Source organism: Psychroserpens sp. SPM9 (genome assembly GCF_025153525.1).
Classification (GTDB): domain Bacteria; phylum Bacteroidota; class Bacteroidia; order Flavobacteriales; family Flavobacteriaceae; genus Psychroserpens.
In genome coordinates, this window is sequence record NZ_JANZNR010000001.1 from 20344 (window position 1) to 32769 (window position 12426).

The following is a 12426-nucleotide window of genomic DNA, read 5'->3' on the forward strand; positions in this document are numbered from 1 at the left end:
AAACCCGTAAATATAAATCAAGGCGTTCCGACAAATCGGAACACCTTAATTAATATTTATTTAATAAATATTTAGTCTAAAATTTCAGTAACCTGACCTGCACCTACTGTTCTACCACCTTCACGGATTGCAAAACGTAAACCAACGTTCATTGCAATTGGTTGAATTAATTCAACAGTAATAGTAAGGTTATCTCCAGGCATTACCATTTCAACTCCATCAGGAAGCGCAATGTTTCCAGTTACGTCAGTTGTACGTACGTAGAACTGTGGACGGTAGTTATTGTGGAATGGCGTGTGACGTCCACCTTCTTCTTTTTTCAAGATATAAACCTCAGCTTTAAATTTAGCGTGTGGTGTTACAGATCCTGGCTTAGTAATTACCATACCTCTAGAGATTTGAGTTTTCTCAATACCTCTTAATAAGATACCTGCATTATCTCCAGCTTCACCTCTATCAAGGATTTGACGGAACATTTCAATACCAGTAATAGTAGATGTTAACTTCTCAGCTCCCATACCGATGATCTCAACAGGATCACCTGTATTAGCAACACCAGTTTCGATACGACCTGTAGCAACAGTTCCACGACCAGTAATTGAGAATACATCTTCAATTGGCATTAAGAAAGGCTTGTCCATATCACGAGTTGGCTCTTCAATCCAGTTATCAACAGCTTCCATTAATTCCATTACTGTATCAACCCATTTTTGCTCACCGTTAAGTGCACCTAATGCAGATCCAGCAATTACAGGACCATTATCACCATCATATTCGTAGAATGATAATAAATCTCTGATTTCCATTTCAACTAACTCTAAAAGCTCATCATCATCAACCATATCCACTTTATTCATGAATACAACAATTCTTGGAATACCTACCTGACGACCTAAAAGGATGTGCTCACGAGTTTGTGGCATTGGACCATCTGTAGCAGCTACAACTAAAATTGCACCATCCATTTGAGCAGCACCAGTAACCATGTTCTTTACGTAATCGGCGTGACCTGGACAGTCAACGTGAGCGTAGTGACGATTAGCTGTTGCGTATTCAACGTGTGATGTATTAATTGTGATACCTCTTTCTTTTTCTTCTGGAGCGTTATCAATTTGATCGAATGATCTTGCTTCAGATAAACCTGCATCAGCTAATACTTTAGTAATAGCAGCAGTTAAAGTTGTTTTACCGTGATCTACGTGTCCAATAGTACCTATGTTAAGGTGTGGTTTTGAACGATCGAAAGTTGCCTTTGCCATGTTTAATTTATTTAATCTTAATTTATATTAGTGTTCAATTTAATTTTCAATTTGAAAAGAGCCAATGACGAGATTTGAACTCGTGACCTCTTCCTTACCAAGGAAACGCTCTACCCCTGAGCTACACCGGCGTAAAGTGTTTAATTCCTATTCTTTTTTGCGTTTCAATTCTTTACTATCACGCCAAAAAGAAGAGATGCCTGCCTCCGCAGGAATTTTGAGCGAGAGACCGGGTTCGAACCGGCGACATTCAGCTTGGAAGGCTGACGCTCTACCAACTGAGCTACTCTCGCATTTTATAACTGTTTTACCAGTTAAAGGTGTTCAATATTTCAAAGTTTGAATTACCTTGTCTAATAAAGTAATTCCGGATTGGCAATCCAATCCAAAGAATTTTAAAACGCAGTTTTACAAAAGCAAGCTTTTGACAACTTCTTATTTAAAATTCTTAGTGGGGAGAGCAGGATTCGAACCTGCGAAGACGTAGTCAGCAGATTTACAGTCTGCCCTCGTTGGCCGCTTGAGTATCTCCCCAATTTTAAAGAACTTTTGCTAAAAATAACTATTCCTATTTTCAGACTTTTTAAGAGCCGATGGAGGGACTCGAACCCACGACCTGCTGATTACAAATCAGCTGCTCTAGCCAGCTGAGCTACATCGGCTTTTATATAACTTTTTTGCTATAAAAAAAGCCCGCTATTTCTAACGGACTGCAAATGTAAAGATTTATTTATTTATTCAAAACATTTTTTGAAAAATTTTATCACATATGTGTTCTTAATTTTTCTTTTCGCCTTTTTAACTGTCGTTCTAAAGACGAAACGGCCATATCTGTCCCCTCTTCAAATGTTTTACATTGCTTTTTTACTACAAAGCTATCTCCTGGTACTTTTACTCGTGCTTCAAAGATTTTATTTTCTTTATCACTGGTGTTTTCTACTTTTAAATACACATCAGATTGAATAACTTTGTCATAAAACATATCTAGTTTATCCATTCGCTTCTGAATAAAATCAATTAATTTTTTGTCTGCAGTGAAATTTACAGATTGTGTGTTTACCTTCATAATCGTTCTTTATTGGTTAGACAATATTATTTTTTACTTCTTGGATGTGCATTGGTATACACTTTTTTTAATTCTGCTATACTATTATGGGTATAAACCTGAGTCGCTGCTAAACTTGAATGACCAAGAAGTTCTTTTACAGCGTTTAGATTTGCACCTTGATTAAGTAAATGAGTCGCAAATGAGTGCCTTAATATATGCGGACTCCTTTTTACTTTAGCAGACACCTTACTAAAGTAGTTATTTATAATTCTGTAAACAAGGGTTTCATAAATTTTAACGCCTTTTTGTGTTAGAAATAAATAGGATGTATCTCTAATTGTTTCTAAGTCATTTCTTTTATCTAAATAATCGTTAATGGTTTCACAGACCGAATCAATTAAAGGTATAAACCGTTCTTTGTTTCGCTTTCCTAAAACCTTTAATGTTTTATTTGACAAATCAACATCCGATAGCTTGAGATGCACCAGCTCAATGCGTCTAATTCCTGTGGCGTAAAACAATTCTATAATAAGGCGGTTTCTTATACCTTCAAAATCTGTTGCAGCATGTAATGCCTCAATCACTTGTTGCAGTTCTTCTTCGGAAAAGGGCACCTGTATTTTTTTACTCACCTTTAAAGCTTTGTGTTTATTTAAAGGATTAACCTTTATAGTCTTCGTTTTTAATAGGAATTTATAATAGGTGTTGAGTGAGGATACTTTTCTATTGATACTTCGGTTAGTTATTCCGCTTTGTACCAAACTTACAATCCAGTTGCGGATTTGTTGATAGTTGACTTGTTCGATGGAATCGGATTGAAATTCAGAAGAAATAAATTCCTTAAAAGCTTCCAAATCTGAAATATAGGCTTTGAGTGTTAACTGCGAATAGTTTTTCTCAAGCAGGAGGTAATCTGAAAATGCTTTAAAACTCATAGGTATCCTTTTTCTGAAGCATAAACTAAATGTACAACTTTTATTCTTACTTAGATTTGGGCTAAAAAAAATCCCGCTATAAAAAGCGGGATATATTTATGAAAAGCTAACCTTATACGGTTTCCTGATCTCTAAGACCTTGAATGTATTGAGCTTTTTGAACTTGTGCTCTACGTGCTACAGAAGGCTTTGTAAATTGCTTACGTTCTTGCAACTGATTTTTAATCGTTGTCTTCACAAACTTACGCTTGTAACGCTTCAACGCTCTATCTATATTTTCTCCTTCTTTTACTGGAATTATTAACATAGTTCTTAACCTCCTCTCTTTTAGAATTTTTAAGGCTGCAAATATAGAAACTAATTTAAAATGTCCAACTAATTTTTTTATAAAATTATAACTAGTCCTTAAATAAAGATGCTCTTTGACTTAAATCATCAATAAGTTTTTCGTCTTCTTCGCTCTCGAGAAGGATATTATAATTTTTCCAAAAGGCTTTGTCATAAGGTTTAGGTGAAAAAATATCCATATCCCAATCGTTATTTAAGGCTGTTTGTATGACCTCTTTATCTAATATAATTTCTGAAAATAATATTTCCTGAACCGTATAATAATAGCGTTCTTCTTTATTATAACGCTCTTTTTCTTCTTCACTTACTTTTTGATCGGCTTTAAAACCTACATTAACCAGCTTTGGTGTTTCGTAATACACATAATTAGGATACATCTTATCCTGATACTCCATATAATTAATAATCAACTTATGAGTCACCTGTGTATCAAAGAGTCGTTTGCTTCTTATTTTTTGTGCATCTGAAGCTGCTACCAATTCGTATTCTATTTTTTTAATCGCATAATTATCATAATAAATATAAAGCCATCCGTTTGCTTTATAACCTTCATTATAAATACCTTTAGTATCTAAGCCAACAAAATCCTTTCCTTCAGCTATTTTAATTTTATAGATTTTACGATCATTATCAACAAGAATTGTATCCAATTCAAATTGGTGCCTATCTAAAATATCATCACCAAATAAGGCCTTGGTATCTGCTGCATTCCTAAGTAAATTTAACTTACCCTGAAAAATATTCTGGAGTCCGTTAACACGATTGTCATTCCATTTAATAGCTTTAACCAACTGAGCCGTTTGGAGTTGATTTCGATTCACGTCTTTAGGCTTAATTCGGCTACGAGAATTTTGATTTTTATAGGACACATAAGAGAAAATACTATCTACATCTCTCAAATCGTAACTCTTACGCATTTGATCTACATTAATTTTCAGGTGTTCTGAACTTTTAGAACCGTAACCCGAATCATAAACAGTTATAGCACTTTCAATAAGCCATTTAAATTCGACTTTATTACGTTCTTTATGTCTTAAAAACCCTTTTTGAATATAAGCCGAATCTGGTAAGTTGACGTCTAGTTTCTCAATTGCTTTCAGCACAATATCGTTTCCTGTTTTTGGTCGTGTTTCAGCAATTAAAACAATTTCATCTAAGGAGGCAATATCTTCTTCGAGGTAAATTTCAACGGTATTATCAAATTCATTGACAGGTGTTTTAAAGCTCTTATACCCGATAGAAGAAATAATTAAAGTATCGGTAGAAAACTCATTAGGTACTTGAAGCACAAACTTTCCGTCAGAATTACTCACTGTACCAATGGTTGTATTTTTGATATAAATACTTGCACTCTCTATTGGTATTAGTGTGCCAAAATCTACAATTTTGTTTTTTATTTCAGTTTGAGAAAATCCTACTATTGAAACTAGTAGAACTGCAACCATAAGAAGTTGCTTTAGATGTTTACCTACCATATGCATTATTCAATTAAATTATTAGGAACAGCCTGTTCACTAATTTCTAAAACTATTAGGTGGCTGGCTTATAGTCCTTATTATCAATTACCATTTTAGCAAAATTGATTTACTATTTTCGCTAAAATAGCAATTAAACTTTTTAGGTGGCTGGCTTATAGTCCTTATTATCAATTACCATTTTAGCGATAATTTCTCGCAAAATTTCAGAGGTTCCACCGCCAATTGGTCCTAATCGGCTATCACGCAATAATCTTGCCATTGGGTATTCTTCCATATAGCCATACCCGCCAAGAAACTGTAAACATTGATAAATTACTTCATCTGCCATTTTGGTCGAACGCAGTTTAGAAATGGTCGCTTCTTTTACCACATATTCACCTTTATCCAATCGTTGCGCGACTGTATAATTAAACTCTTTACACATCAACATATCTGCATAGCAATCAGCAAAGGAATGACGTAAAGCCTGAAACTTATCAATCGATCGTCCAAAAGCCTGTCGTTCACTCATATATTGCTTGGCATAATCTAAGGCAAATTCGGCTCTAGCATGCGCATTAATTCCCATGATTAAACGTTCTAAAGCAAAATGTTGCATGATATAAGGAAAACCTTTATTCTCCTCGCCCATTAAATTTGAAGCAGGAATTGTAACATTATCAAAAGCAATTTCTCCAGTATCAGAAGCTCTCCAGCCCAATTTATCTAATTTAGTTGCCGAAATGCCAGGAGTGTCTCGATCCATAATAAAGATACTAATGCCTTTATTTCCAAGTTCGGGATTGGTTTTAGCAGCCACAACTAAATAATCACTATAAACGCCATTTGTAATAAAGGTTTTAGACCCATTTATAACATAGCTATCACCTTTTTTAACTGCTGTTGAGCGCATACCTGCAACATCACTTCCGCCAAAAGGCTCAGTAATACAAAGGCAGCCTATTTTATCACCAGAAATACTCGGTGTAAGATATTGTTCTTTAATGGCATGATCTCCTTCTTTATTGACATGCGTCATGGCCAGATAAGCATGCGCCCAGATTGCTGCTGCAAATCCGCCAGAATTTATTTTTTGAAGTTCTTCGAGCAAAATAACAGTATAAAACAAATCCAGGTTCATCCCACCATAGGCTTCCGGATAGGCTAATCCGAAAAATCCCATATCTCCAAACTGTTTCCAAATGAAACGTTCAATATGACCTGTTTCCTCCCATTTATCCAAATGTGGAACGACTTCTTTTTGCAAAAAATCTTTTAAACTTTGTCTGAATAATTCGTGTTCTTCGGTAAAGTACCTACTGCTCATAAGCTGTTCTTTTATCTAATCTATTTGAAGGTCAAATATAACTTAATTATCTCACTTTTTTTGAGTGGAAAATCTTTAACTTTTGTTAATTCCTCAAAAGACTTGAACCCTTCTCTTAGTGTACGTTGCTCGATAATATGATGCGCAATTTCATAATCGATATATTTTATGGTGACCAGTTGCTCTATTGTAGCTTCATTAATATTGATTTTAACAATGGGTTTTGCTGATTTTACAGTGAATTCGTTTAAAACACGATCAATAACTTCAGGAGATAAACCATAAACCTCTTGAAGTTGCACATCGGCTACAAAGCCGCCAGATTTATTTCTAAAATTCACAATGCGTTCGGATAGTTTTTCGCCAATCCCATAAATACGTTTCAGCTGTGCTGCAGAAGCTGTATTTAAATCTTGCTTTTGATCGTAGGTTTTAGGCTCCTTATCTTTTGAATAATTTGAACTATATGCTGGCTTCGGTTTTGGGTTTGTGACCCAATCTGGAAACTTAAAATAGGGCGCTATTGTGGCCAAAAGGGAATCGGAAACTTGGGTTACGTTTTGAAATTCTTTAGCAGAATTAACCCATTTGTTGGTGCTTCTGAAAGCGTGCAACCTATCTATTTCTTCATTAGACATGCCGAGCGTATAGCCTTTGTAATCGGTTATATAATTGGGATTAAACGGATAGATTTTAGGTTGACTATTGGCTATTTTCAGCTGCCTTAACGAATCTACTTCGGCTCTAAATTCTGCAATAAGCGGGTTGTTTGTTTCAATTTTTTCCGAAGAAAAATCAACAAAAAAGTAAAGACATTGACCAAATAAGATGAGTAATAACAATAAAAAAATCCCACTCCGTTGTTGTTTAGTAAACGTAAAGTGGGATTTAATTTGTGACATGAGTTTTTATGATTTATTGGCTTTTATAGCCGCCATATATTTATTTAATTCTTCTTTAACCTTAGGTGCTAAGAGTATCAGACCAATCATATTGGGTACCATCATGGCAAATACCATGGCATCTGAGAAACCAATTACAGAACCTAAGCTAGCTGCTGCACCAACGACAACGAAAACACAGAAAATAACTTTATAAGTATACTCTGCTTTTTTAGATCTTCCGAAAAGGTAGGTCCATCCTTGGAATCCGTAATAAGACCACGAAATCATGGAACTGAATGCGAATAATACAACTGCAACAGTTAATACATAAGGAAACCAGGAAATGGAAGATTCAAAAGCACTAGACGTTAATAAAATTGCTTGTGCATCATTAGCTGGCGGATTTAATGGATCAACAAATCCAGTTATAATTAATACCAAAGCAGTCATTGTACACACGACAACTGTATCAATAAAAGGTTCTAGTAAAGCCACCATACCTTCACTCGCTGCATATTTTGTTTTTACTGCTGAATGCGCAATAGATGCCGAACCAATACCTGCTTCGTTTGAAAATGCGGCACGTCTAAAACCTTGGATTAACACACCAACAGCACCACCTGCAATACCTTCTGGGCTAAATGCACCATTCCAGATTGCAGCAAAAGCGCTACCAATCATATCAAATTTTGCAAAGATGACAAATAAGGATGCAGCCACGTAAATAGCCACCATGAATGGTACAATTTTATCGGTAACTTTGGCAATTTTTTTAATTCCACCAATAATTACAATACCAACAAGCACAGCCATTACCAGACCAAAAGCCCAGCCATAACCATGTAAGAATGATTGTTCACCACCAGTAATATTTTCTACTAATTGAAAGGCTTGGTTTACCTGGAACATATTTCCACCACCAAAAGAACCTCCGATAACAAAAATGGCAAATAATACGGCTAATACCTTACCGAGACCAGCCATCCCTTTAGATTTTAAACCTTTGGTTAGATAGTACATCGGTCCGCCATAAACCGTTCCATCTTCAGCAATATCTCTATATTTAACACCTAGTGTACATTCTACAAATTTGGAAGCCATTCCTAAAAAGCCGGCAATAATCATCCAGAATGTTGCTCCGGCACCACCAATAGAAACTGCAATGGCGACACCTGCAATATTCCCTAAACCTACAGTTGCAGACAATGCTGCTGTTAAGGCTTGGAAGTGAGACACCTCTCCTTCATGTCCTTCCACTCTAATAGTATCAGGATTATCATCTTCATCAGTGAACGCAGATTTTTCAACTTCAACTTTATGGTTTTCTCTTCCTTCTAAATCATCGTATTTACCTCTAACGATATTAACTGAGGTGAAAAATCCTCTAAAATTTATAAAATTGAAATAGAATGTAAAATAAATCGCACCAATTATAAGTGGAAAAAGGACCCAATATACACTTATGGTATCAGTAAACGGGATTTGATAAAAAACAGCCTCTACAAACCATCCTGTGAGATCACCAAACTTTTCATCGATAACCTCATCAATGCCTTGCTCGGCATCTTGGGCAAAAGTTAATAATGGTAATGCGAATGTTAAAAAGGAAAGAAGATATTTCTTCATACTTGAATTATTTAAGTTAGTTAGTTTTATTATAATGTTACAAGATGCTAAAAAAAAACGACTTTAAAAAAAACACCTTGTTAAAATGAAATTTGGTCTATGTAATATCGTAAAGCGAATTGAGTTTTTGAATTTGCTCAGGCCTGCCTAAAACTATAATTTTTGAACTCGGCACTAATTTTAAATCGGCCTCAGGATTAACAATATACTCTCCGTTTCCATCTTTAAAACCAATGACTGTACAGCCTGTTTTCTTTCTAAGATCTAAGTCTCTAATGGTTTTTACATCAGAAGAATTATAAAGTTTTTCAACAGCGATTTCTTCTATATTGATATTTGTCTCACCAACAATTGACAGGTTATCGATAAACTCAATTAAATCTGGCACCACCACTAAAGACGCCATATGATCGCCTCCAATTCTATCGGGTAATATCACATTATTAGCACCAGCTAATTTTAATTTTTGATAGGACGTTTCTTGAGAGGCCCGACTTATAATATTCATCCCTTTATTTATTTGTCGGGCAGAAAGCACCACAAATAAATTATCGGCATCGTTAGGTAAAGCACTAATAAGTGTATCTGCTCTGTCGATTCCAGCTGTTAAAAGCACTTCGTCTTCGTTAGCATTACCTAAAACAAAAGGAACCATCTCACTTTGAAACTTTTCCAAAACCTCTTTGTTTTTTTCAATAACCACAAACGGTTTTTTGTAAGCTAAAAGTTTTTTGGCTGCTTGTTTTCCGTTTCTTCCGTAACCACAAATTATGATATGATTATTGAAACTATCGATTTTTTTTTGCATCTCTTTTTGTTTTAATTCTTCAATATCATTTTTGCTCAAAATATATTCAGTAATCACAGTAATGGCGTAACCCAAAATAATGACACTTGCTAAAATTAAAAAAATGGTAAATATTTTAGCATTGTCATCAAGAGGTTGTACCTCTCCAAAGCCCACTGTTGTAATGGTAATGACTGTCATGTATAATGAATCGACCCAAGTATAGTCTGACATGACCTTAAACCCTAAAACACCAACAATTAAAATTAAACACAATAAAAAGATTGCGGTATAAATTTTAGTTCTAAAAAATTTGATAAGTGGATTCATAGTTTACAAATCAAATACAGAGGAGCGTTTTGTGTAGATAATGTCTTTGATTCTTATCCAGAATGCAAAAAACAAATACAAAGCAAAACCAAAACCTAAGGTGACAAATGTAAGATACATAAATGAGGTACGCACCACCTTTGCTCTAATTCCGAGACGATCGGCAATACGCTGACAAACATAATAACCTCGTTTTTGGAAATAATATAGCATTTGATAAAATAACTTCATACTGCAAGTTAAAATTTATTTGCTTAATAGCGCATTTCCGATCGCACATTTTAAACATCTATTTTTATCGCAATATAGCGTTTTCAGTTCGAGAAGTGCCTGAGATTCTAAAGCAGATTCTGGCATTATATTTAATCGTTTAAAACCGTCAATGATTGTATTTTTTTCAGAAGTTATTTGACGCACAATATCAAGAATGATTTCGTCTTTCAATTCACCTTTCTGTTGATGATAACAAAATTTAATAGGTAAAATAGTATTGATGAGCAATAAATTAATGAATGATTTTGTCACTTTTTTTACTGAAGATTTGCCTTCTTTTCCAAAGGTAAAATGAGTTTCCCAATAGGGGTTTGTGGTTACTTCAAAAATCTGGTATAACTCTAACAGGCTGTTACTTATTATGACTTTAGAAAACAACTGTTGCTCCTGATGGTAAAGTTGTGCCAACTGTGACCATCGTATTGTTGGAAAATTTCTAGGTCGCAGTCTAAAAAATCGTAACGGCTGAACACCTTGATTGTTCAATTGAAACTTTTGCTTTAAAAACATATAGTCATTCTGAAGTTGCAAATAGTAAGCATCTAAACCATTAGTATTATCGAGCAACCCAGATTGCCCCAAGAATAAGGCTTCTAAAATCAAAGCATCTGAACTGGTTTTTCTAACAACAGAAAAATCAAAAGAATTAACAACACTAAAAAATGAATCACCATTAACTTTGAGTCCGAAATTTTTAGCAAGCATTTTAAACAAAGTGCCTTCCCAATCATTTTTCGAGGTTTTTAAGATCTCTAGTATCATGTCAGATTTGCGTTCTAAACGCTCAAAATACAAACGTTCGAGCCAGTTGCTGATTTTAAATTTTGATACACTTGTGATATCCTGCTCACAATTGATCCACTTATTATTAGATAAATACAGTTTATAATAAGTGTTTAAAAGCGTTGTATCAATGCGTGTTTTAAGCTCCAAAGTTGGAATAATTGTATTATCTTTTCTAAAAATATCAATATCATGCTCATAGACCACGTGTAATATGACATTATCATAGGACGCATCCTGTTCGTGACCATGAACAAACCAATTGCTGGATTTGATATGAATTTCAATATTACCTGCCCAGAGTTGATTGGCAATACGCAACTTACCATTGAAAAAATCTGGACCGCTATGGAAATTTAAAATTCCTCCAGAGATAATTTCCAATGGTTCATGTTGCGTAGTTTTTAAGTTGAGAATATTAAACTTTTTGTGTTGCCATATATAATGCAGAAAGTCCTCTTTCATTTTCAAAAATAAGAATATTATTTTAAATATAGAATATTTTCTACATAATAATTACCTCTTTTGGTAAGTTTTATTTATAAATGCGTTACAAAGTTTGTTCTGATGACCACAACTCAGGTCTACTGTAAGAAAACAGATGTTATAAATATCTCAAAGTAAATTGCTCTAAAAATTTTGTGATAAAGAAGTGAAGTAAAAGACTTATACAAATTCTGCTTCAAAAAGCGCTTTAAAATGCTTTATAAGTTTTGATTTTACTTCGGATTCGTCTATAGTTTCAACTCCTAATTCGACATTTAATGAAGTTACCGCTTTACCTCGAATTCCGCAAGGAATGATATTATCAAAATAGCCCAAATTCGCATTCACATTAAGTGCAAAACCATGCATGGTTACCCAACGACTCGCTCGAACGCCCATGGCACATATTTTACGGGCAAATGGTGTCCCAACATCTAACCAGACGCCTGTTTCTCCCGGACTTCGTTCAGATTTCAAACCATATTCGGCTAAAGTGAGAATAATAACTTCTTCTAAAAAACGAAGGTATTTATGAATATCTGTAAAGAAATTATCCAAATCTAAAATGGGATAACCCACAATTTGTCCAGGCCCATGATAAGTGATATCGCCTCCTCTATTTATTTTGTAGAATGTAGCACCTTTTTGCGTAAGCTGCTCTTCCGATAAAAGTAAGTTAGACATATCGCCACTTTTACCTAAAGTATACACATGAGGATGCTCAACAAACAGAAAATAATTATCGGTTTCTAATCCAGCCTCCTCACGTCTATTCTTAATTTTGGTATCTAGAATGCCCTTAAAAAGTTGCTCTTGATAATCCCAGGCCTCTTTAAAATCTTTGGTTCCTAGATCCTCAAATATGATATTTTTATTCAATGTA

General features: G+C 34.6%; 12 protein-coding genes and 4 tRNA genes. All 16 read right to left on the reverse strand.

The features are described 5' to 3' along the window. Positions 1-71: 71 nt before the first annotated feature. Positions 72-1259, reverse strand: coding sequence for an elongation factor Tu (tuf, locus tag N4270_RS00070; protein ID WP_260094761.1), 1188 nt, complete (start codon positions 1257-1259; stop codon positions 72-74). Between the two features lie 59 nt (positions 1260-1318). Continuing rightward, a tRNA-Thr gene (locus N4270_RS00075) sits at positions 1319-1390 on the reverse strand. Positions 1391-1479: 89 nt separating this feature from the next. Beyond that, positions 1480-1552, reverse strand: a tRNA-Gly gene (locus tag N4270_RS00080). 159 nt (positions 1553-1711) lie between these two features. Beyond that, positions 1712-1793: transfer RNA gene (locus tag N4270_RS00085), tRNA-Tyr, on the reverse strand. Between the two features lie 54 nt (positions 1794-1847). Further along, positions 1848-1921: transfer RNA gene (locus N4270_RS00090), tRNA-Thr, on the reverse strand. 101 nt (positions 1922-2022) lie between these two features. Next, positions 2023-2325, reverse strand: coding sequence for a ribosome-associated translation inhibitor RaiA (raiA, locus tag N4270_RS00095; protein WP_260094762.1), 303 nt, complete (start codon positions 2323-2325; stop codon positions 2023-2025). Between the two features lie 26 nt (positions 2326-2351). Beyond that, positions 2352-3242, reverse strand: a complete 891-nt coding sequence (locus N4270_RS00100) for a tyrosine-type recombinase/integrase (protein WP_260094763.1) — start codon at positions 3240-3242, stop codon at positions 2352-2354. A gap of 112 nt (positions 3243-3354) precedes the next feature. Further along, complete coding sequence (gene rpsU / locus N4270_RS00105; protein WP_260094764.1) at positions 3355-3549, reverse strand: 30S ribosomal protein S21; 195 nt, start codon at positions 3547-3549, stop codon at positions 3355-3357. Between the two features lie 91 nt (positions 3550-3640). Then, on the reverse strand, positions 3641-5035 hold the full coding sequence (locus N4270_RS00110) for a carboxypeptidase-like regulatory domain-containing protein (RefSeq protein ID WP_260094765.1): 1395 nt from the start codon (positions 5033-5035) through the stop codon (positions 3641-3643). Positions 5036-5207: 172 nt separating this feature from the next. Further along, positions 5208-6374 carry an acyl-CoA dehydrogenase family protein gene (locus N4270_RS00115; RefSeq protein WP_260094766.1) on the reverse strand — a complete coding sequence of 389 codons (1167 nt, stop codon included), beginning with the start codon at positions 6372-6374 and terminating at the stop codon, positions 5208-5210. Between the two features lie 20 nt (positions 6375-6394). Next, positions 6395-7276 carry a helix-hairpin-helix domain-containing protein gene (locus tag N4270_RS00120; RefSeq protein WP_260094767.1) on the reverse strand — a complete coding sequence of 294 codons (882 nt, stop codon included), beginning with the start codon at positions 7274-7276 and terminating at the stop codon, positions 6395-6397. Between the two features lie 6 nt (positions 7277-7282). After that, a complete protein-coding gene (locus N4270_RS00125) occupies positions 7283-8884 on the reverse strand; it encodes a sodium:alanine symporter family protein (RefSeq protein ID WP_260094768.1) in 1602 nt (533 codons plus the stop codon). A gap of 97 nt (positions 8885-8981) precedes the next feature. Then, the gene (locus N4270_RS00130) at positions 8982-10001 is read right to left on the reverse strand and encodes a TrkA family potassium uptake protein (RefSeq protein WP_260094769.1); all 1020 of its coding nucleotides are present in this window, start codon (positions 9999-10001) and stop codon (positions 8982-8984) included. 3 nt (positions 10002-10004) lie between these two features. After that, positions 10005-10232: a PspC domain-containing protein gene (locus N4270_RS00135; RefSeq protein WP_040251450.1), complete on the reverse strand. Its 228-nt coding sequence runs from the start codon at positions 10230-10232 to the stop codon at positions 10005-10007. A gap of 15 nt (positions 10233-10247) precedes the next feature. Further along, complete coding sequence (locus N4270_RS00140) at positions 10248-11522, reverse strand: DUF2851 family protein (protein ID WP_260094770.1); 1275 nt, start codon at positions 11520-11522, stop codon at positions 10248-10250. A 201-nt stretch (positions 11523-11723) separates the two neighbouring features. Next, positions 11724-12422, reverse strand: a complete 699-nt coding sequence (gene lipB, locus N4270_RS00145; protein ID WP_260094771.1) for a lipoyl(octanoyl) transferase LipB — start codon at positions 12420-12422, stop codon at positions 11724-11726. Positions 12423-12426 lie beyond the last annotated feature (4 nt).

Bases quoted from the DNA above. Each gene is read 5' to 3' on its own strand.
- tuf (WP_260094761.1), bottom strand. From the start codon at position 1,259: ATGGCAAAGGCAACTTTCGATCGTTCAAAACCACACCTTAACATAGGT.
- raiA (WP_260094762.1), bottom strand. From the start codon at position 2,325: ATGAAGGTAAACACACAATCTGTAAATTTCACTGCAGACAAAAAATTA.
- N4270_RS00100 (WP_260094763.1), bottom strand. From the start codon at position 3,242: ATGAGTTTTAAAGCATTTTCAGATTACCTCCTGCTTGAGAAAAACTAT.
- rpsU (WP_260094764.1), bottom strand. From the start codon at position 3,549: ATGTTAATAATTCCAGTAAAAGAAGGAGAAAATATAGATAGAGCGTTG.
- N4270_RS00110 (WP_260094765.1), bottom strand. From the start codon at position 5,035: ATGGTTGCAGTTCTACTAGTTTCAATAGTAGGATTTTCTCAAACTGAA.
- N4270_RS00115 (WP_260094766.1), bottom strand. From the start codon at position 6,374: ATGAGCAGTAGGTACTTTACCGAAGAACACGAATTATTCAGACAAAGT.
- N4270_RS00120 (WP_260094767.1), bottom strand. From the start codon at position 7,276: ATGTCACAAATTAAATCCCACTTTACGTTTACTAAACAACAACGGAGT.
- N4270_RS00125 (WP_260094768.1), bottom strand. From the start codon at position 8,884: ATGAAGAAATATCTTCTTTCCTTTTTAACATTCGCATTACCATTATTA.
- N4270_RS00130 (WP_260094769.1), bottom strand. From the start codon at position 10,001: ATGAATCCACTTATCAAATTTTTTAGAACTAAAATTTATACCGCAATC.
- N4270_RS00135 (WP_040251450.1), bottom strand. From the start codon at position 10,232: ATGAAGTTATTTTATCAAATGCTATATTATTTCCAAAAACGAGGTTAT.
- N4270_RS00140 (WP_260094770.1), bottom strand. From the start codon at position 11,522: ATGAAAGAGGACTTTCTGCATTATATATGGCAACACAAAAAGTTTAAT.